Origin of the sequence: Corynebacterium hiratae (assembly GCF_009708045.1) — a bacterium.
GTDB lineage: Bacteria > Actinomycetota > Actinomycetes > Mycobacteriales > Mycobacteriaceae > Corynebacterium > Corynebacterium hiratae.
Genome location: NZ_VIOG01000013.1, coordinates 40,662 through 59,994, shown reverse-complemented (window position 1 = coordinate 59,994; position 19,333 = coordinate 40,662). Strand labels below are relative to the sequence as shown.

Sequence of the window (19,333 nt, the reverse complement as noted above, 5' to 3'; positions counted from 1 at the left end):
TCCCCGCCCAGCGTCCGGAGCCGCCATCACCCAAACGGGCCTAGACGCGTTAAGGTAATCGCATGCCTACTTCATCCTCTCGCCCCACCAGCGATCCCAAGAAATCAGCGCTATCCACCATCAGCCCCGTGGCGTGGGGCCTGTTGGTGCTCGTTGTCATTCTGGCCGTCATCATCGGCTTCCTTCTGGCAGAGCGCAATTCTTCCGGCGATGCCGGGACTCAAGCGGCGCAGGAGACCGCGACGAGCGCGGCGCCCACCGAAGATTTGGCAAAGGATGCTGACAAGGCCACGCCCGGCACGAAATTCTCCGACGGGAAGGGTGACCCGATGGTGTTCGGCCCCGGCGGTGACACCAAGAGCGGCGATATCACGGTGGTGCACCGCAAGAAGGAGGATGATCCTTTCGCCGTGGGAGCGGTGGATGCACCCGTGGTGATTTCGGAGTTCTCCGATTTCGAGTGCCCGTTCTGCTCCCGCCACGCCAACGTCACCGAGCCAGACCTCCTCAAGAAGTACGTGGAGAAGGGTCTGGTGCGCATCGAGTGGAATGACTTCCCCGTCAACGGCCCTGCCGCCGTCGAGGCTGCCAAGGCCGGGCGCGCTGCCGCAGCACAGGGCAAGTTCCAGGAGTTCAAGCACGAGCTCTACACCGCTAGCAAGGACATCAGTGGTCACCCAGAATTCGGCATCGAGGACTTCATGAAGTTCGCCGAGAAGGCTGGCGTTGCGGACTTGGATAAGTTCCGCCAGCAGGCCACGGATGATACCTACACCGAGGTCATCGAGAAGGCCACCAGCTACGCCTCCCAGATTGGTATTACGGGCACCCCGGCCTTCGTGGTGGGGGATCAGTTCATTGGTGGCGCGCAGCCACCGGAAGTCTTTGAGCAGACCATCCGGGAACAGCTAGGCAAGGCGGCCAATGGATAAGCCGCCACTCATCGTGTGGATCTTCATCGCGCTCGTGGTTCTGACCGCGTTCTTAGGCGGCTATGCAGTGGGGGTGAGCGTATGAGTATCGGAGTTTTTGGCGCCGTCATCGCCGGTGTGCTGACTTTGATCAGCCCCTGCTCAGCGCTGTTGGTGCCAGCCTTCTTTGCCTATGCTTTTGAATCGCAGCGCCAGCTGCTGCTGAAAACCCTGGTCTTTTTCTTAGGCCTGTGCACCACGCTCGTTCCCATCGGCATGGGTCTGGCTGCAATCCTCGCGCAATACCGCGGCCAGGTCATCACGGTGGCGGGCTGGATCATCATCGCGCTGGGGATCTTTACTGCCTTGGGCGGTGGTTTCCGCATCCCCGGTATGGATACCCTGTCCGGTAAGGCGAGGGGAAAGGTGTTTCTGCTCGGCGCGGTCTATGGCTTCGCGGGCTTTTGCGCGGGCCCACTCTTAGGTGCTGTGCTCACCACTGCAGCCGCATCCGGCAGCGCACTCTACGGCGGGATCATCATGGTGGCGTATGCCGCTGGCATGGCCGCACCGCTCTTTGTTCTGGCGGCGCTGTGGGAGCGCCTCAATGTGGGCTCGTGGTCCTGGCTGCGCGGACGCGAGGTGGTCCTCGGCCCCGTGCGCACGAACACCTTGTCCATTGTGTCGGGCGCGTTTTTCGTGCTCATCGGCGCGCTATTCATTGCCAGCTATGGCACCGCAACCTTGCCCGCAGTCTTGAGCACGGATGCGCAGTTCGCGGTGCAAGAAAAAGCCCGCGCTTTCAGCGCGGGCGTAGCGGACGCATGGGTATGGTTCGGGCTCTCACTTGCCGCCACGGTGGTGGCAGGCATCAAGGCTGCCCGCACCCCGGCCTAGTAGCCGCGTGCGATGTATTCGTCGATACGCGCAGCCTCAGCACCAATGGTGGTCTCGTCGCCGTGCCCCGGCAGGACGCGGGTCTCCGGGGGAAGGTTCAGCACTCGGTTGCGCAGGGACTCGATGATGACGTCGAAGTCGGAGTACTTGCGGCCGGTGGCGCCGGGCCCGCCGTTGAAGAGGGTATCTCCCGACAGAAGCGTGGCTTCGTCCGCGATGTAGAGCACCACGCACCCTGGCGAGTGACCAGGCGTGTGGAAGACCACGAAGTCACTATCACCCACGGTGAATAGCTGGTTATCCTCCAGCGGCACGAAGGTCGCATCCTCGTGGGTTTCCTCCCACAGGGGACGGTCATCCGGGTGCAGGTACACGGACACACCGAAGTGCTCAGCCACCTGGGGGGCGAGCTCGCAGTGGTCGTTGTGCGCGTGGGTGAGGATAACGCCCTTGACGGTGCGCTTTCCTACCTCGTCGATGACGCGCTCGGCGTCGTGGGAAGGATCGACGATGTAGCACTCGGCGTCGCTTGACGCGCCGCCTGCGGCCAGGATGTAGACGTTATTGTCCACGTCCCACTCACCGCCATCCAGGCGGAACTTTCCTGAGGTTACAAACTGTTCGATAATCATTTACAGCTCCACTACGGATCGAAGTACCTTGCCAGCCTTCATGGTAGCGAAGGCCTCCTCCACGTCGTCGAGGCCAACACGCTCGGTGACGAAGTCCTGCAGCGGGAAGCGGCCCTGCAGGGAGAGGTCAACGTACATGGGGAAGTCACGCTCCGGCAGGCAGTCGCCGTACCAGGAGGACTTGAGGGAACCGCCGCGGCCGAAGAAGTCGATGGCTGGGACGTCGAAGCGGCTGGTGAGGTTCGGCACGCCCACCATGACCATGCGGCCGGCCAGATCGCGGGAGTAAAAGGCCTGGCGGGTGGTGGCCGGGATACCGACGGCATCGATAGCCACGTCGGTGCCGAAGCTATCGGTGAGCTCACGGACCGCCTCGATGACCTCGTCCTCAGACTTGCCCTTCGCCGCGATGGTGTGGGTAGCACCGAACTGCTTAGCCAGCTCCAACTTGTCCGGATCCAGGTCCACGGCGATGACCTTCGAGGCACCCGCCAGCACCGCGCCGGCAATAGCCGCCATACCGACGCCACCGCAGCCGAAGACCGCGACGGACTCGCCTCGCTTAACGTCACCGGTGTTGACCGCAGCACCCAAGCCTGCCATCACGCCACAGCCCAACAGGCCCGCGGCGGCCGGGTCTGCCTCCGGATTGACCTTGGTGCACTGGCCTTCATGAACCAGGGTCTTCTCCGCGAAGGAGCCGATGCCGAGCGCCGGGGTGAGCTCAGTGCCGGCATCCTTATCCCCGTCCGCGAGCGTCATCTTCGCGGACGCATTGTGGGTGTTGAAGCAGTACTTCGGCTCACCCTTCTTACAAGCGCGGCACTCGCCGCACACCGCGCGCCAGTTCAGGACCACGAAGTCACCGACCTCGACGTGGGTGACGGCCTCGCCCACGCGCTCGACGACGCCCGCCGCCTCATGCCCAAGCAAGAACGGGAAGGCATCCTCGATATCGCCATCGCGGTAGGCCAGGTCGGTGTGGCACACGCCGCAGGCCTGGATCTTGACCACGACGTCGTGCTCGCCCGGAGCGGGTACAACAATGCTCACGGTCTCGACGGGCTCGCCCTTCGCGCGCGCAATCACGCCGCGGACAACCTCCGAGCCTTGCTGGGAGTTATTTTCATTTAGGTTTTCATTAACAGCCATGTCCGCGAGGGTACGCGAAAGGCCCAGGCAACGTTGCCCGGGCCTTAAAGTCATAAGAACGCGTTTCTAGAAGCTCGCGAGATGGTTGGCCACAAACTCGTGACCACGAGCATTGATATGCAGCGGTAGGTTGCCCGGGCCGGCAGAGAAGTCCACCAGACCCGCCCACAACCGCTTATCGGCATCGGCACACATACCGCGATCCCAGGTCATCGGCTTCATATCCACGAACTCGGTGCCGGTCGCGTGCGCTAGGTCCACCTGCATCCACTGCGTGACGTTTTCATAGCGCTGCACCATCGGCAGGGCCGTAGCATCGGCTGGCTTCGGACCAAAGTGGAGGAGGCAGTAGCGGTCACCGGAGCCGATGGTCGGATAACCCACGATCTGAATGCGGGCATTGGGGGCCGCTGCACGAATCTTGTTGATAATCGGCGCATTTGCGCCAACAAAGCGGGCGCGCATGTCGGCGTCGGAAAGCTGGGCATTGTTATACGTGTCGTTAAAGCCGCCCGCATAGAGCACGCGCTGGGTGTCCGGGCTGAGCGCGCCGCGGCGGATGGCATCATCGACCTGCGCGTTCATCTGCGGACCCTGAGACATCGAGACCGCACCGGAGCAAGAGAAATCCGCCACCGGCATGCCCAGCTTGGACGCGACGCGCTTGGCGTAGTTATTGCCAGAGGGGCAGTCGAGGCTCGGATTGCGGTTCGAGGAGCCGAGGCGCGAGGAGAGGTAAACATCCAGCTGCGGATCCGCCAAAACGGAATCACCAAAGGCGACGAGGTTTCGCTCGCCGGCGGCGGCCTGCGGAGCCTGGGACAGGCCTACTGCCACGAGGAGGGAGGCGCAGAGGGCAGTGATGCGCTGAGTAAACTTCACGTGACTGATGTCCTTTCAAGAAAAGGGTATGTTCTTAACCGAAACCATATTAAACTAAGCTAGCAGTTAATCTTGTGTAACAATAGCAACAACTGTAACAATTTGTCGTTTTAAAAACAGGCGCGTTAGCCGCCTCCCCCGTAACCTTCTACCCCTTCCCTACGATGAGAACCCTATGAAGCTTTCTGATCTCACCTTCCATGCCGCCGCTCTCGCGCGTTTTGTCCCCGCCCTCTTTCGCGCCGGCCTTATTAGCCCCGCTGGCGGCCCACGGGCAGTACTCTCCACCGCGCCGGTTCTCGCCCGTTACCGCTTCACCACCGCCCGCGAGGTGGAGCAGGCATACCTGACCTGCCCAGAACGCCTAGCGCTTATCGACGACGACGGGGCCCTCACCTACCGCCAGCTGCGCGAACAATCCCAGACCTTCGCGCGCTGGTTGCTCTCTCTGGGCCTCGACGAGATCCGTCTCGGCGTCATGGCCCGCAACGGCCGCGGCATTATCACCCCGCTGGCCGCCAAAGGTTATGCCGGAGCGCACATCTTCCTACTCAACGTTGGCTCCTCCCCTGAGCAGCTCGCCGGGTGCATTGAGGAAAACCGCATCAACGTGCTCGTTATCGACGATGAATTCGTTGACCGCCTTGCCCCCGCAGACAGCGCTAGCCCCAGCCCCGTTGCTGGACTGCAGGTCGTGATTGGTCATGATTCCGGCGAGGAGATCCCGGCTGAGCTGGCCGAGGCCCCGACGCTGCACCAAATCGTGGTGAACCCGCGGGACGTCGAGAAGCAGAAGCTTCCCGCCTGGCCTAAGCACGGACATATCGTGCTCATGTCCTCCGGAACCACCGGCATCCCCAAGGGCATTATGCGCCCAGAGCCCACGCTGCCCGTGGTGGTTGCCTCCATCGTGGATGCGGTGCCGTGGCGTGGGGACCAGAAGGTGCAAATGACCGCCTCCATCTTCCACACGTGGGGCTGGGCCTGCCTCAACATCGCGCTGGGCCTGCGCAACACCATTGTCACCCGCCGCGTCTTTGACCCGGCGGCCGCGCTCGATGACATCCAGCGCTACCAACTTGATGGCCTGCTCTCCTCCCCCGTTTTCTTCCGCCAGATGGTGCAGGCCGACCCAGATTCGGCCTATGACACCTCAAGCCTGAAGTTCATTGCTTCTGCAGGACATGCGCTGACCCCGGAGATCGTCAAAGAAACCCACGAGCGCTTCGGCCCGATTCTCTGCAACGTCTATGGCTCCACGGAGCTAGCACTGGCATCGACGGCCACCATGGAAGAGGTGGCGAAGGACCCGACCATCGGCGGCAAGATTGCCTCTGGCACGAAGCTGCGCATCCTCGATGAGGATGGCAAAGAAGTCCCGCGCGGCGAGGTCGGCGAAATCTATCTGACCAACTCCACCGCGCTCATTGGCTATACCAACCCGAAGATTCCGCTCAACAAGGTTGATGGCCTCATCTCCATCGGTGACTTGGGCTATATCGACCCCGAGGGCTACCTGCACGTGGTGGGCCGCGCCGATGACATGATCATCGTCGGCGGCGAGAACGTGCACCCGCAGTCGGTGACGGAGGTGCTTGAAACCATGCCGGGCATCGCGGAAGTGCATGCCGGCGGTGTGGAGGATGAAACCACCTTCCAGCGCATCGCCGTGTGGGCCGTGACCACGCGCGATTCCTTGGGCAACACCGTGACTGCCGACGCCATCCGCACCTGGGTCCGCGAGAACCTCGCCGACCATTCCGTGCCGCGCGATGTCCACTTCCTGGACAAGCTGCCGCGCAATGCCACGGGCAAGGTGGTGCCGCGCCTGCTGAGCAATACCGACTAGCCGGCTTCTTCACTCCAGATTTCCCGGCTGAAATAGGGCCCTCCGAGCCACAACTGCCCGAGTTGCCAAAACCTTCGCTCCTCACCGCAGGGAGCAACGTTGTTTTTGGCAACTCGGGCAGTTTTTATATCTGGGATTTGGCCCCGCCGGCCCATCCCTTGAGATGGGCCGAATCAGGTTAGTTGCTGCGCTTGACGGTGGCCGCAACCTCGCCCGGTTGGACATGACCCTCGCGGGCGATGTCGACACCAGCGACTTGCTTGGCCGTCGGGCACACCACCGGGGTGATGAGGTTGACGCCGCGCTCGCGCAGCTTCTGCGCCTCCACCGCGATGATCGGCGTGCCGGCGGTGACGGTATCGCCCTTCTTGGCCAGGGCCGTGAAACCTTCGCCCTTGAGCTCCACGGTGTCGATGCCGATGTGAATGAGCAGGTCCAGCCCATCCGCGGTCTGCATGCCGAAGGCATGGCCCGTCTTGAAGACCATGGTGATGGTGCCGTCTACCGGAGCGCAGACGTCGAAGGCATCGACGGTTTCAGGCATAACGGCGAAGCCTTCGCCCACCATGCCCTGTGCAAAGGACGCATCCGGGACCTGGGAGAGCTCGACGACGTCTCCGGCGAACGGGGCGCGCACGTCGACGCCGGCGCTGGCCGGCACACTGTCTGCAACACCCGCAGCTCCAGCCGCGCTCGCAGCGCCAGCAGTGGCCAGGACCGGAGAACCGTGGCGCAGCTGGTGGCTGACCTCGTCGTACATGAACTGTACGGTCGGCCCCACGATGACCTGGACGCTCTTCTCGGAGGGGTGGATGACGCCGGAGACGGAGGCGCGTTTGATCAGGGAATCGTCGACAAGCGCGCGCTCCTTGACCCCCACGCGCAGGCGCGTGGTGCAGTAGTCCAGGGAGTCAATGTTGTCCTTGCCGCCGAGGCCTTCGATGATGCGCGCGGCATCGGCTGCGGTCTTGTCATCACCGCTGACGGAATCCGCCGCGTCGTCGGCCTCATCCTCGCCGCGGCCCGGCGTCTTCAGGTTCAGCCAGCCGATGAGGAAGTAGAAGATGACGAAGTAGAGGAAGAAGAAGCCTACGCCCATGACCAGCAGCATGTACCACTTGTTGGCCAGCGGGTTCTGGGAGGAGAGCAGCATATCCACGAAACCGGCGGAGAAACCGAAGCCGGCGGTCCACTCCATGGCGGAGGCGATGAAGACGGACAGGCCCATCAGTAGCGCGTGCACCACGTAGAGCAGCGGAGCGACGAACATGAAGGAGAACTCCAGCGGCTCGGTCACGCCGGTGAAGAAGGAGGCCAGGGCGCCAGCGGCCATGAGCGAGCCGACGACCTTGCGCTTGCTCTTATCCGCGCGCAGGTACATGGCAAGTGCCGCGCCCGGCAGGCCGAACATCATGACTGGGAAGAAGCCCGCTTGATAGCGGCCCACGACGCCCTCGACCGTGCACTGGCCGTTCGCCCAAATGCCCGGGCAGTCCGCAGCAGAGGTCGCGGCCGCGGCGGCGTCGATGGTGGCCTGGCCGGCCTGGAAGTTACCGATGTCGTTGATACCGATGACGTCGAACCAGAAGACGGAATTCAGCGCGTGGTGCAGACCGGTCGGGATGAGCAGGCGGTTAGCCACGCCGTAAATACCGGCACCCGCCGCACCCAGGCCCTGGATGGAGGTACCGAAGTTGAACAGCGCGTTGTAGATGAACGGCCACACAAAGTAGAGGATGCCGGAGACAACCATGGCGAAGATCGCGGTAAGGATCGGCACGAGGCGCCGGCCAGAGAAGAAGGCGAGGAAGTCCGGCAGCTTGGTGCCGTGGAAACGGTTATATACCCAGGCCGCCATGATGCCGGCGAGGATGCCGAAGAGGACGTTGCCGCCGCCCACAGCATTCCAGCCTTCCGCGGCCCATTCCAGCGCCTCATCGCCGGTCAGCGCGGTGGGGTCTTCGATGCCGCGGTAGCCGGCCACGGCGTCGGGGCCCAGCAGTTTCATGAACGTGGCAAAGGCCAGGAAGCCAGATAGTGCTGCGGCGCCGTTGGAATCCTTGGCCAGGCCGAAGGAAATGGCGATGGCGAAGATCCAGCCCAGGTTGGCCAGGACCGCGTCGCCGGAGCTAATCAGCAGCTGCGCGGCGAGGTTATCCGGGCCGGCGGCGCTGGAGATCCAGTAACCAACACCGCAGAGGATCGCCGCGACGGGCAGCACCGCCACAGCTCCCATAAGCGCTTTTCCGAGCCGCTGCAGCGGCCCCATGACATCGACTTTCATGCGAGGAGTCCTTTCACATTAGTAAGGAATTAGATGGAGTTTTTAGGAAAAGAGTGGGCGGTGCGGACGATGTTGGTCGGCGAAAATGTAGTACTCGCGGTCCTCCAACTGGGAAGCAGCGGATTCATCCACAATCACCGTTGCGTGCTGGTGCAACTGCAGGATTGAGGCCGGGCAGTGTGCAGACAGTGGGCCTTCCACCATGTCGCGCACAGCATTGGCCTTGTTGCTACCGGTAGCCAGCAAGAGCAGGCGACGCGCCTCGCTGATCGTTCCCAGTCCTTGGGTTACGGCAAAGCGCGGCACCTCGTCCACGGTGTCAAAGAAACGGGAGTTATCGTTCACGGTCTGCGGGTGCAGAGTAGTGACGTGGGTGCGCGACGTCAGGGAGCTGGAAGGCTCGTTAAAGCCGACGTGCCCGTTGGCCCCGATGCCTAGCAGCTGGATGTCCACGCCGCCGGCATCACGGATGGCTTTGTCATAGGTGGCCGCGGCGGTGGCAGGGTCATCGGAGTCACCAGCTGGGCTTTTTACCAGGTCATCATCGAAATCCACGTGGCTGGTGAATTCGCGGCGAATGGTGGAATAGTAGGACTGCTCGTGGGTGCGCTCCAGCCCGATGTATTCATCGAGCAGGAATGCGCGGCTGCGGGCAAAGCTCACCTCGCCGCGCTCATAGCGGGCGATGAGTTCCTTGTACATCGCCACCGGGGTCGATCCCGTGGCGAGGCCCAGGGTGGACCCGGCGTTGGCGTAATGCGCGAAAATGTTCGCGGCTTCCACGGCCACCTCGGCGGGGGTAGAGCGAATAAGTATGTCCATGAGCTGCCTTCCTCGTTGCTTCTTTATTTAACGTCTAGATTTTTAACGGTCGAGCGGGATATCAGCACCGCCAACGATGACACGCACCGGTTCCAGCTGGGCATTGAGACCCACCAGATTGGCACGAGCGCCAACCGCGATTCGGCCTAGATTCGTTTCCCCCAACACGTCGGCTGCCGTGGTGGAGGTAAAGCGCACCGCCTCACCCAGACCATGGCGCGCAGCGAAACTGGCGAACTGCTGGGCCAAGGTGGACGTGCCGCCCGCAATCGCGCCGCTGGGCACGCGCGCGACTCCCCCGCTCACCGTGACGGGCAGGGAGCCCAATTCATAGTCGCCGTCGGCCATACCGGCCGCCGCCATGGCATCAGTGATGGCGAAGGCGCGGTGGCTGTGCACCATGTCCACGGCGCCGTCAACAAGATGCACACCATCTGCGATGAGCTCAACGGACACATCCCCCGCCTTCGCCGCGGTGAGCAAGGCCGCTACCGGGCCCGGCGCGCGGTGGTGGATAGGTGGCATGGCGTTGAAGAGGTGCGTGCCGGTCACGGTGACGCCGAGCTCCTTGGCCTTAGCGATAACCTTCAGCGTGGTGTCGTAATCGGCCTCGGTGTGGCCCAGGCTGGCGATGATGCCATGCTCCGCGCAGACTTCGAGCAGCTTGTCGACGTTCTCCGTTTCCGGCGCGAAGGTAATCGAACGCAGGTGGCCGCGGGCCGCGGCGATGACTGCTCGGAAGAAGTCCGGGTCACCGGGCACGATGCGCGAAGGGTCCTGTGCGCCGCATTTGGCCGCCGCGATGAAGGGGCCCTCCATGTGGATGCCGGCGATCTCGCCTTCTTCAGCCAGCTGGGCCAAAAGCTCAGCCCGGGCACACAGCTCTTCCTGCGTGCCGGAGACCAAGCTGGCCAGCAACGTCGTGGTGCCGTGCGCGCGGTGGAAGCGGGCGGCGGCCAGGCACTGCTCATAGTCGCCGTTGGGAAATCCCCCGCCATTGCCTCCATGGTTGTGCAGGTCCACGAAACCGGGCACCCACAGCAACGCATCCGGGTCCCCGGCGTGCCAGGCGGCCTCGGCTGCGGGGACGTCGCCAAGCACTATGCCCTCAATGTTCTCCCCGAACGTGACGGCTCCGGCGCGCAGCTCGAAGTTCTCATCAATGTAGAGGCCCTCGACGTGGTCTTTCGCCTTTGTCTGCATAACTCATTCGATTCTGTTTGTACAGGCTGGCGTGGCACCGCCCGGTTGACACTTCATTTGAAATTTATCAGGGCTGCCGGTTTTTGTGAACCACGCCTCCTGCAAAGAGGCGTGTGAGCACAGGTAGCTTTTTGCGTGTTCGGTACACCGCATGGGATGGCGAAAGACCCCGCGAACTACCAGCCACGGGTGGCCACTCGGTCCCAGAGCGCGTTGCTCGCCAGCTCACCGGCACCCGCCGGTGAAGCGCCAACGAACACGTCTCGTGCATCAGGATCATCAGCCAGAATGTAGCGGAACCACGCGGTGGCATAGCCGTCCCCGAACTCTAAAACGTCCTTGTGATCCGCGCCCAGGCGGCGGGCAATGATTGCCGGACCACCAGCTGATTCGAAGTTCTCCTCTAGGTCTGACCACGGGCTGACAAACCAGCGGTCCGAACGGCCATCGCTCGTCATCAAGAACAGCGGTGCCTCGACGTCCGCGGTGGTGTAGTCCCAGTCATTGGATTTTGCCACCTTGTGGGAGGCCGGGCTCGCCGCATACACAGCTGCTACCTCCGTGTGGGCCGCAGCGTTGATGGCGCCCGCGCCACCCTGTGAGTGTCCGAAAATGCCAACCCGTGATCGATCCACGCGAGAATCCAGTTCCGGCAAGCTCTCGATTAGGTGCACGACATTCTCCCCGGTTCCGGTTTGGGGAGTCTCATCGCCGACGACCACGAAGCCCCAACTAGCCAAGTGCTCCGCCACGGGCAGGTAGCTGCTCAGCGGCGTGTTCGTGCCATTAGCCATGACCACCGCCGGAAATGGTCCCGCACCCGTCGGTGCCGCAATGGTCACGTCGCCGTCGCGCCGCACGTCGACCTCGTGCGGCCCCTCGCCCGCAAACGACGCTTCCAGCGGGCCACCTGTCTCAGCGCTGTATCCGGCTGCCACGCCGTCATCACCGGTCACGCTGTCTGCGTCTACCCACTGCACGAATCCCACAAACCCGACAAACGCCACCACAATCACGGCCACCACGGCAGTCATGCCAACCACAAGCTTTTTCATGCTCTGTATTGTGTTTCCCACGAGAGCGAAGGTCACTAGCGCTAGCACTACTTTTTCCTGTACACAGTGCAAGACCTGACTCCGCCACACCCTTGCAATGAGAGTCGCACATCATTATCTTGTTGAATGTAATCGTCATCACATACGGGAGAAATAATGCTTACCTCCGAAACGCTTTCCGACGTAGCCATAGTGGGAGGTTCAGGTCCGTCCAGAGGTCAGGGCAACGAAACAGTTACAGCCTAAATGCATCCCCCTAGAAACAGTGGTGGCGAAGGGCTTTTATCTATCTACACCCTGACCGCCACATATTTTTTATTGTCAGTGTGCGGGTCAATGACCAGCCTCTCGATTTCACTCCACTTCGCCGAACTCAACAAAGGCGAACTGTTGGTGGCAAGCATCTTCATCTCGGGTACTTGCGCTCAAGTTTTTGCAGTCCCCTTTCTGGCCCCACTCTTCAACAAATTCAACAGCTATCACATTGCGCTTGCTGCGCTTTTCTTGGATCTTCTGGGCTTGTTATCAATGGCGGCCTATCCAGAGCCTTTGATCCTCATTCTTGGAAACCTCGTCACCGCATGCTTAAGCGGCCTGTCAATTCCATCCATTTTCACCATCGCTGACTCTCAGGTCGGCGAAGGTCAGCAGGCAAAAGCCTTCTCCCTCTTAGATACAGCCCGACTTGGCGGCGGATTCCTTGGACCGCCTTTAGGTGGATTACTACTGGACCAAAGAAACTTGCAGACAGCGCTCTTCGTTGAAGCTTGCGCTGTTGGGGTCTCGCTGCTTGCTTTTTATTTCCTTTATAAATCCTCGCCCCCGAAAACACTGCTTCATTCAGAAACCAAAGATTCTTCACCGAGTTTTCTCCAGAAGGTCCTCGAAGCACCTTCCCTTTTGTTGAAGAATAGAAGCGCTCGGTCCGCGTTAACCAGCATTTGGGGAGCAATTATCTGCACCTCGATTTTCAACGTTTCGCTTGTCTTCTATGCGACACAGACCCTCCACGTCAGCGGTACGTTATATGCCATCATTGCCCAAGCATTTATCGTGGGCCGCATTTTTGGCGCACGGCTTTCAGCTCGCCTTCACTCACAGAACGCTGGGAAGGTCCTGGCCGGGGCAGGATTCGCTATGGGGTGCTTCATAGCTTTACCTGGACTATTTCCCTCACTGTGGCTCTGCATCCCATGCTTCCTCCTGGGCGGAGTCTGCAATGCCGCTCAGGTGGCCGCACTACGAATAGTCGTTGTCGGATCCGTACCTGATGAAGTGAAACCTAAAGCCCTTTCTACGATGGGTTCAATTAACAGCTCCGCAATGCTTATTGGATACATCATCGGGGCACCTGTTGTAAGTGCCATTGGCCCAGCTGCGGCCCTTGTCGTATCAGGGTTTGGCACCTCTATCCTCACTGCGGGACCAACTCTGAAGACCACCATGTACGGTGCCTCCGGTGACCAAGACAACGACGGCAAATAGCATTTAATTCTGCAATAAATCTACTTCGCCAGTTATCTGGAGATTTAGCAAAAATGCAGCCATGACAACCGGCACGCCACGGAACGAAACTATCCCCTATCCCGCAACGGTAGAGTTGACGCCATTTAGCCCACCTGCCCCACCACTTACACGGAGCTATCCTCATGGCCCACTTTTCTGCACGCCAGCTCAAGCGCTTTATGGGATTCTGGCCGCCTTTCTTGGGCGCTGGCATCAAGATCCAAGAATTCGCTGATGATGGAACCCGCGTCGTGGTCAGCCACAAGCCAAACATGTTGACCAAGAACGCCATGGGTGTTGCCTTCGGCGGCACGCTGTCCGCCATGACGGATCCGTTCTTCATGCTCGCCTCCATGCACCGTCTAGGCAAGGAGTACCGCATCTGGGATGCCGCTGGTGAGATTAAGTACCTGAAGCCCGGCCGCGGCACGGTCACCGCCGATATGCGTATCCCCGAGGAGACCTACGCGCTCATCGAAGAAAAGACGGCCAACGGCGAGAAGTACCTACATTGGTTCGACGTGGAAATCCTTGATGAGGAAGGCGATGTCGTCGCCCATGTGCGCCGCCAGGTCTACTACCGGCGCAAGCAAAGGTGAACGCTACTTCAGTTCGTTGAAGGCTTATTCCGGCATGCTCAACACAGGTCTTATCCGCAATCCCAGGCAAATTCGACCCGATCGAAATTGCGCGCAGCGAGGTCATCGGGATGGATGTAAAAGTTTCCGACCCCGGCGTCACCCCATTCGCAAGGGCCATCCTGGTCTATTGTCGCGAGCGTAAATCGGGGATCAGCCGGATCCATAAGGATCGGGTTCCAAAAGATTGCGTATCCACCGAGCGAGGATCCGTTTGCATCCCCACCGCCAATGGGTTCTAGGTAATCATCAGCGTGAGGATCGACAGTAAAGCCCTGTTGCTCTGCGCGCGCGACTGCCGCGGCAAACGCGTCTTTCGTCGATCCTTGACCATCACGGCTGGGTTGCTCGAAAGTCGTCTCCCCTCCGATTACCCAACGCGAAACAAGGCTTCCTTCATACGTGTGAATATCCACATAATCTCGGTCTCTCCTTAGCAGGGTGCGGAGACCTTTCGGGTCGATAATGGTACGACCGTACTCGTGGGTGGTGTAATTAACTTCCTGGTCGAATCGAACTCCATCGATCGTGACGGGTTCGAGCGGATCGGGAGCTGGATGGTCGCCTGAATCCAGGATCTCTTCCTCGGGCATCTCGCCCACATGCGGTGCAGAAAGGTCTTCGAAATACCTGGCGAACGGAGTTCGGTCTTCACACAGATCCGGCTCGTCCGGCACTGTCAGGCAGACGCCCCAAGAATAAATATCAGGCACGAATAATTGAAGAAGCCCAGTCGTGGGGAACCCCGGAAGCTGCTCGAGCTCAGAGAAATTGAACTGGGCGATGAAGAACATGGGCCGGCGTCGTAATACGGGTAGGGCGCATGCTCCGGAAGGTAGGGGGTGCCACATACCTTCGAAGTGGTGGGTGAATCGGGGCGTGAGCTTTCCTTTAGCGCAAGGGCAGGGCGCGTGGGGATGCTTTCGAAAGAGTACTTCAGGGCATAGGCGGTATCGAAGTCGGTCACGCTAGCAACTGTAAGGGAAAACGCTGACCCCCGCAGATATCCTGGAGCCAAAAAGAAGCACCCTTCCTCTAACGTGAAGACTAGAGAAGGGCATTATGTATATGGGGACGTGGAGCCGCCTGCGAGAATCGAACTCGCGACCTTCTCATTACGAGTGAGATGCTCTACCGACTGAGCTAAGGCGGCACGATGCAGTGTGTATATGCACCGCGTGAGAGTTTAGCCTAGGCCGGGCCTGAGAAAGAAATCGGGCCGCTTGATGTGGGGCACGCACAGCACATGCTGCAGGTTAGCGCGTACCGCAGGCCAGGCGCAGGCGGCCCACCATGCCATCGAAAGCCACCTGCGGGGTGACGTTCTGCGGCAGCTGCTCGCGGCAGGTGCGAATGGCGGACTGGGCGGCCAGCAAGCCATCTTCACTCACGCGCTGGGCAAGTTCGCCCGCCAGGCCCGCGAAGTCCGGGTGGGTCATCTCCACCTCAGCGCCGACTTTGAGCATGAGCGCATCGCGGTAAATACCGGCGAGATCCACGAGGGCGATGTCGAGGCCGTCGGAGATGCGTCGTTTAGCGCGCTTCTTGTGGAGCTCTTCCATATCCTTCAGGGCACTGCGGGCGTCGCGCTGCGCCTTCGTCGCGCCCTTGCCCTTGGCGCCGACGCCGAAGGATTGTTCAATCTTGGAGCGCTCCGCCTCCTCCGCCGCCGCGTGGGAGTCCTTGGCTTCCTTCTCAATGAATTTCAGCAGGGCGGTGACGGATTGAAAGGCCTGGGAGCCGTGGAAGACGTCCTCGGCCAGGTTGATGGCCATGGCGCGGCGCTTCTGCGCGGCGGGTTCGTTGACCAGGTGCCGCGCACGGCCCACGTGGCGCAGGGTGGTCACGGCGGCCAGGCGCGCGTCATCCTCGGTAGCACCTTCGGCGACGAGCTGCTTGACGACGCCCTCCACACTCGGCGCCGGGATATAAAGGTGCCGGCAGCGCGAGCGCAGCGTGACGGAGAAGTCCTCTGGGTCCTCCGAGGGCGCCACCATGATGATGACGGTGCGCTCCGGGGGCTCCTCCACGGTTTTGAGCAGCGCGTTGGCGGCCTCGTTGCGAAGGCGGTCGGCTTTATTAAAAATGACCACGCGCCACGGCGCCACACTCGGCAGGCTGGCCGCGCGCCCGATAACCTCGCGGGCCTCACCCACGGTGATGAACTGCTCCTGCGGATCCACATATACCAAGTCGGTGTGCTCCTGCTTGGCCAAGACGCTCTGGCAGGAGGGACAGCGCCCGCAACCGGGGTTGCCGTTCTCGTCGGCAGACGTGCACATGAGTGCTGCGGCGAAGCATTGCGCGGCCAATGAGCGGCCGGCACCGGGAGGACCGGTAAAAAGCCAGGAGTGGCTCATCGCCCGCGGGTCACCTTCGCCCCGTGCCGCGCGGGCAGCACTGAGGATGGTGTGGGCGACGGAGGGGGCGTCGGCAAGCCTTTCTGCAACGCTTGATGTATTCACTCGCCCTAGCCTACTGGGATAACTAAAGTGAGTAACCATGAATAGACTGATGCGTGGCGCCCGCTGGTTATGGGGTACTCAATGGCCGATGTACGCCGCGCTCGTCCTTGGCTCCAACATCATCGGTGCCATTGCGATCATGACCTTCGTGGTCTTCTTTCTCCCCATGCCGGAGATCTCCGACTTCATCGCCCACACACCCCATCTGTGGACCTATGGCACGTTGTTCGTGACCTTCGCCGTCATCATTGGCATCGCGGTGACCCTGCGGCTGTTCCGGCCGGTGCTGGACTGGCAGCGCAATCCCGATGACCATGATCCCAACATGGTGCGCAACTTAGTCCTGCGCATCCCGCTCTACCAAGCCGGGGTGGCCGCGGGTGTCTGGCTGGTGGGCATCCTTTTGGCGGTGATACTTGCGGGCCAGCACTCGGCGCGGCTGGCCATCGTCGTGGGCGTTTCTGCGACTTTGGCCGGCGGCCTCATCGTGCTCTTGACCTACCTGCAGGCGGAGCGCCTCGTGCGCCCCGTGGCGGCGGAGGCCGTGGCACGCCGCTTCGAGGATTCCACCCTGGAGCCGCCGATTAAGTACCGGCTGCTTTCCACGTGGCTCATGACCTCCGGCATCCCGCTCATCGGCATCATCTTGGTGCACCTGGGCCAGAAGATGGGGATGTTCACCGCCGATACCGCCGATATCATCCCCGCCATCATCGCACTGAGCATCACGGCGCTGGGCACGGGGCTTATCGGCACCATGTTCGCCATGATGAGCGTGGTGGATCCGATCCTGGAGCTGCAGGACGCCATCAACCGCGTGCGCCGCGGCGAGAGTGACGTCCAGGTGGACATCTACGACGGCTCCGAGCTCGGCGTTCTCCAGGCCGGCTTCAACGAGATGATGCGCGGCCTGCGTGAGCGCCAGCGCGTGCGCGATATCTTCGGCCGCTATGTCGGCACTGAGGTGGCACAGCGCGCCTTGGAGGAGCGCCCGGAGCTGGGCGGTGAGGACCGCAAGGTGGCAGTGCTGTTTATCGACGTCATCGGCTCCACCACCTTCGCCGTCAACCACACCCCGGAGGAGGTCGTGGAGGAGCTCAACAAGTTCTTCGAGCACGTCGTTGAGGTGGTGCACCGCAACAAGGGCATCATCAACAAGTTCCAGGGTGACGCCGCCCTGGCTGTCTTCGGTGCCCCGCTGACGGTCTACGACGCTAATTCCATGGCCCTGCAGGCCGCTCGCGAGCTGCGCCAGGAACTGCGCGGGCTGCGGCTGCAGGCAGGCATCGGCGTGGCCGCGGGCCACGTGGTGGCCGGCCACATTGGTGGTGCGGATCGCTTTGAGTACACCGTCATTGGTGACGCCGTCAATGAGGCCGCACGTCTTACTGAGCTGGCCAAGGACACCCCGGGCCAGGTGCTCACGAACTCCGCCACGCTGCGCGGCGCTAACGAGGCCGAGCAAGCGCGCTGGACGCTCATGAAGTCTATTGAGCTGCGCGGGCGCCGCCGCATGACGCAGCTGGCACGCCCGATTCGCCCGACCTTGGCGGAGCGTGCCCTCGGATAAATAAGTCTTTGTGATTCTGGTAGCTTCGGGGCCATGCTCCAACAGCCACATCAGCCCCATCCGCCACGTCAGAATTCGAGTCCTCGCCTCCTCGTCCCCGACGTCGCCCGCGGCATGGCCCTGCTGGGCATTGCGCTGGCAAACGTCTGCACCGCGTGGATTATGAACGACGGCGATGGCCCCGATGCTTATTTCGGCGGCGTGGAAACGCTCGCGGACAAAATCTACGTGGTCTTTTCCGCCATGTTCATCCACGTGCGCGGCCTGCCGATGTTCTCCACGCTTCTCGGTTTTGGCGTGGGGCTTATTGCGATGAGCTTGTGGCGGCGAGGTTTCCCGCTTCGTCGCGCGCAGGCCGTGCTGGCAAAACGCTATGGCTTTCTCGCCCTGTTCGGTGTCTTGCACTGCCTCTTTCTCTTTTCCGGCGACATCATGATCCTCTATGGCGCGATGGGCATGCTCATCGCGCTGCTACTTTCTTTCACCGACAAGCTCCTCATGCGCGTGGCCTATGGGCTCTGTGCGCTACTGGTTGTGTCGGGCATCGGAATGGGCATTGGGGCCGCGTTCATCGATACCTCAGAATTCGATTTCAGCGGCTTTACTGCCGCCGAGTCCTACTGGGAGCTGCTGGGTGAGCAGGCCATCATGGCCGGCGCCCAACTGATGTCCATTCCCCTAACCGGCGCCATGGTCCTGCCGGTGATGCTCGTGGGCTTCGTGTGGGCGCGCCGCGGAACCTTAGCCGGGGGTCATCGGCGCGAGCTGTGGGCATGGACCCTGGTGGCCTTAGCCATCATCCTTTTCCTCGGGCTGCCCTGGGGCTTGTCGACGATTGGGGTACTGGATCCAGCACTAGCGGATCCCCTCAACGCAGCGAATAGCTGCATCGGTATGCTCACCGGGCCGGGCATCGTGGCGGCGGCGACACTTGCCCTAGAACCGCTGCAGCGCCGCGGTGCGCGCCCGTGGTTCCTGTGGCCGCTTATTGCGCTGGGCAAGCGTTCCATGACCGGCTACGTGCTGCAGTCCGTGTTCTTCCTGGCGCTGGTTTACCCCTTCACCCTCAACATTGGCCCTGAGTTCAGCGCCGCAGGCCAGGCAGCGCTGGCCGCCGGCGTGTGGCTGGCCACGCTTCTCATTGCCTGTGCGCTCGAGGCCGCAGGAAAGCCCGGGCCCTTCGAGTGGGTGCACCGCCGCTTGTCCTATGGCAAGACGATGCGCCCGGAATTAGGTGCTGCGCCTAACCCCGCGCCTTCCGCGCCAGCCCATCCACCAGCAGCACCAGGCCTACCGTCTGCGCCGCCGACTGCGCCGCATCCAGGACTCGGCCACGCGGGCCCGCATCCTGGCGCTGCTCAGCCGGGTTCAGGACCGTCAGCGCCTCAGAGGCCAGAAGCAGGTTAGCGCCGTGGCTAATCCCTTGCGTGGCCTGGTTGGCGCGAAGCTTCTCATCGCCGGCTAGCG

The 19,333-nt window shown here is 61.7% G+C and carries 16 protein-coding genes and 1 tRNA gene; 7 read left to right on the top strand and 10 right to left on the bottom strand.

The annotated features are described in order from the left end of the window. Window positions 1-62 precede the first annotated feature (62 nt). Window positions 63-932: a DsbA family protein gene (locus tag FME68_RS10870; protein WP_158397553.1), complete on the top strand. Its 870-nt coding sequence runs from the start codon at window positions 63-65 to the stop codon at window positions 930-932. Window positions 933-1,013: 81 nt separating this feature from the next. Then, window positions 1,014-1,808 (top strand): cytochrome c biogenesis CcdA family protein, encoded by a 795-nt coding sequence (locus tag FME68_RS10865; protein ID WP_049157611.1) that lies wholly within the window; start codon window positions 1,014-1,016, stop codon window positions 1,806-1,808. Here the strand turns inward: FME68_RS10865 and FME68_RS10860 are convergent. From FME68_RS10860 to FME68_RS10850, 3 genes are all read right to left on the bottom strand, one after another. Further along, on the bottom strand, window positions 1,805-2,440 hold the full coding sequence (locus FME68_RS10860; RefSeq protein ID WP_049157613.1) for an MBL fold metallo-hydrolase: 636 nt from the start codon (window positions 2,438-2,440) through the stop codon (window positions 1,805-1,807). The genes FME68_RS10865 and FME68_RS10860 overlap by 4 nt on opposite strands. Beyond that, window positions 2,441-3,592 (bottom strand): S-(hydroxymethyl)mycothiol dehydrogenase, encoded by a 1,152-nt coding sequence (locus tag FME68_RS10855; protein ID WP_158397552.1) that lies wholly within the window; start codon window positions 3,590-3,592, stop codon window positions 2,441-2,443. Between the two features lie 66 nt (window positions 3,593-3,658). Continuing rightward, window positions 3,659-4,474, bottom strand: a complete 816-nt coding sequence (locus FME68_RS10850) for a GDSL-type esterase/lipase family protein (RefSeq protein WP_049157617.1) — start codon at window positions 4,472-4,474, stop codon at window positions 3,659-3,661. A 175-nt stretch (window positions 4,475-4,649) separates the two neighbouring features. Between FME68_RS10850 and FME68_RS10845 the strand changes: the two genes are divergently transcribed. Then, the gene (locus tag FME68_RS10845) at window positions 4,650-6,323 is read left to right on the top strand and encodes an acyl-CoA synthetase (protein WP_158397551.1); all 1,674 of its coding nucleotides are present in this window, start codon (window positions 4,650-4,652) and stop codon (window positions 6,321-6,323) included. Between the two features lie 178 nt (window positions 6,324-6,501). Here FME68_RS10845 and nagE read toward each other — a convergent pair whose 3' ends face one another. From nagE to FME68_RS10825, 4 genes are all read right to left on the bottom strand, one after another. Beyond that, the gene (gene nagE / locus FME68_RS10840) at window positions 6,502-8,607 is read right to left on the bottom strand and encodes an N-acetylglucosamine-specific PTS transporter subunit IIBC (RefSeq protein ID WP_158397550.1); all 2,106 of its coding nucleotides are present in this window, start codon (window positions 8,605-8,607) and stop codon (window positions 6,502-6,504) included. Window positions 8,608-8,649: 42 nt separating this feature from the next. Next, complete coding sequence (nagB, locus tag FME68_RS10835) at window positions 8,650-9,429, bottom strand: glucosamine-6-phosphate deaminase (RefSeq protein ID WP_158397549.1); 780 nt, start codon at window positions 9,427-9,429, stop codon at window positions 8,650-8,652. Between the two features lie 42 nt (window positions 9,430-9,471). Next, window positions 9,472-10,632, bottom strand: a complete 1,161-nt coding sequence (locus FME68_RS10830; protein ID WP_158397548.1) for an N-acetylglucosamine-6-phosphate deacetylase — start codon at window positions 10,630-10,632, stop codon at window positions 9,472-9,474. A 176-nt stretch (window positions 10,633-10,808) separates the two neighbouring features. Next, on the bottom strand, window positions 10,809-11,687 hold the full coding sequence (locus tag FME68_RS10825) for a poly(ethylene terephthalate) hydrolase family protein (RefSeq protein WP_158397547.1): 879 nt from the start codon (window positions 11,685-11,687) through the stop codon (window positions 10,809-10,811). Between the two features lie 246 nt (window positions 11,688-11,933). On the opposite strand from FME68_RS10825, the gene FME68_RS10820 reads away from it, so the two are divergent. Together FME68_RS10820 and FME68_RS10815 are read left to right on the top strand one after the other, a co-directional pair. Then, a complete protein-coding gene (locus tag FME68_RS10820; RefSeq protein WP_102234641.1) occupies window positions 11,934-13,172 on the top strand; it encodes an MFS transporter in 1,239 nt (412 codons plus the stop codon). Window positions 13,173-13,336: 164 nt separating this feature from the next. Then, entirely contained in the window at window positions 13,337-13,792 is a 456-nt protein-coding gene (locus FME68_RS10815) for a DUF4442 domain-containing protein (protein WP_102234635.1), read from the top strand. 50 nt (window positions 13,793-13,842) lie between these two features. Here FME68_RS10815 and FME68_RS10810 read toward each other — a convergent pair whose 3' ends face one another. The 3 genes from FME68_RS10810 to FME68_RS10800 form a co-directional block, all read right to left on the bottom strand. After that, window positions 13,843-14,625, bottom strand: coding sequence for a DUF1963 domain-containing protein (locus FME68_RS10810; RefSeq protein WP_230308980.1), 783 nt, complete (start codon window positions 14,623-14,625; stop codon window positions 13,843-13,845). 283 nt (window positions 14,626-14,908) lie between these two features. Then, window positions 14,909-14,984, bottom strand: a tRNA-Thr gene (locus tag FME68_RS10805). Between the two features lie 103 nt (window positions 14,985-15,087). Continuing rightward, complete coding sequence (locus FME68_RS10800) at window positions 15,088-16,335, bottom strand: DNA polymerase III subunit delta' (protein WP_158397546.1); 1,248 nt, start codon at window positions 16,333-16,335, stop codon at window positions 15,088-15,090. Here FME68_RS10800 and FME68_RS10795 point away from each other — a divergent pair. Both FME68_RS10795 and FME68_RS10790 read left to right on the top strand, forming a co-directional pair. Next, on the top strand, window positions 16,334-17,866 hold the full coding sequence (locus tag FME68_RS10795; RefSeq protein WP_158397545.1) for an adenylate/guanylate cyclase domain-containing protein: 1,533 nt from the start codon (window positions 16,334-16,336) through the stop codon (window positions 17,864-17,866). The genes FME68_RS10800 and FME68_RS10795 overlap by 2 nt on opposite strands. Window positions 17,867-17,899: 33 nt before the next feature. Continuing rightward, window positions 17,900-19,273 (top strand): DUF418 domain-containing protein, encoded by a 1,374-nt coding sequence (locus tag FME68_RS10790; protein WP_158397544.1) that lies wholly within the window; start codon window positions 17,900-17,902, stop codon window positions 19,271-19,273. The last annotated feature ends 60 nt before the right edge of the window (window positions 19,274-19,333 follow it).

Excerpts from the sequence above, each read along its gene's own strand:
- FME68_RS10870 (WP_158397553.1), top strand. The coding sequence starts at position 63 with ATGCCTACTTCATCCTCTCGCCCCACCAGCGATCCCAAGAAATCAGCG.
- FME68_RS10865 (WP_049157611.1), top strand. The coding sequence starts at position 1,014 with ATGAGTATCGGAGTTTTTGGCGCCGTCATCGCCGGTGTGCTGACTTTG.
- FME68_RS10860 (WP_049157613.1), bottom strand. The coding sequence starts at position 2,440 with ATGATTATCGAACAGTTTGTAACCTCAGGAAAGTTCCGCCTGGATGGC.
- FME68_RS10855 (WP_158397552.1), bottom strand. The coding sequence starts at position 3,592 with ATGGCTGTTAATGAAAACCTAAATGAAAATAACTCCCAGCAAGGCTCG.
- FME68_RS10845 (WP_158397551.1), top strand. The coding sequence starts at position 4,650 with ATGAAGCTTTCTGATCTCACCTTCCATGCCGCCGCTCTCGCGCGTTTT.
- nagE (WP_158397550.1), bottom strand. The coding sequence starts at position 8,607 with ATGAAAGTCGATGTCATGGGGCCGCTGCAGCGGCTCGGAAAAGCGCTT.
- nagB (WP_158397549.1), bottom strand. The coding sequence starts at position 9,429 with ATGGACATACTTATTCGCTCTACCCCCGCCGAGGTGGCCGTGGAAGCC.
- FME68_RS10830 (WP_158397548.1), bottom strand. The coding sequence starts at position 10,632 with ATGCAGACAAAGGCGAAAGACCACGTCGAGGGCCTCTACATTGATGAG.
- FME68_RS10825 (WP_158397547.1), bottom strand. The coding sequence starts at position 11,687 with ATGAAAAAGCTTGTGGTTGGCATGACTGCCGTGGTGGCCGTGATTGTG.
- FME68_RS10820 (WP_102234641.1), top strand. The coding sequence starts at position 11,934 with ATGCATCCCCCTAGAAACAGTGGTGGCGAAGGGCTTTTATCTATCTAC.
- FME68_RS10815 (WP_102234635.1), top strand. The coding sequence starts at position 13,337 with ATGGCCCACTTTTCTGCACGCCAGCTCAAGCGCTTTATGGGATTCTGG.
- FME68_RS10810 (WP_230308980.1), bottom strand. The coding sequence starts at position 14,625 with ATGTTCTTCATCGCCCAGTTCAATTTCTCTGAGCTCGAGCAGCTTCCG.
- FME68_RS10795 (WP_158397545.1), top strand. The coding sequence starts at position 16,334 with ATGAATAGACTGATGCGTGGCGCCCGCTGGTTATGGGGTACTCAATGG.
- FME68_RS10800 (WP_158397546.1), bottom strand. The coding sequence starts at position 16,335 with ATGGTTACTCACTTTAGTTATCCCAGTAGGCTAGGGCGAGTGAATACA.
- FME68_RS10790 (WP_158397544.1), top strand. The coding sequence starts at position 17,900 with ATGCTCCAACAGCCACATCAGCCCCATCCGCCACGTCAGAATTCGAGT.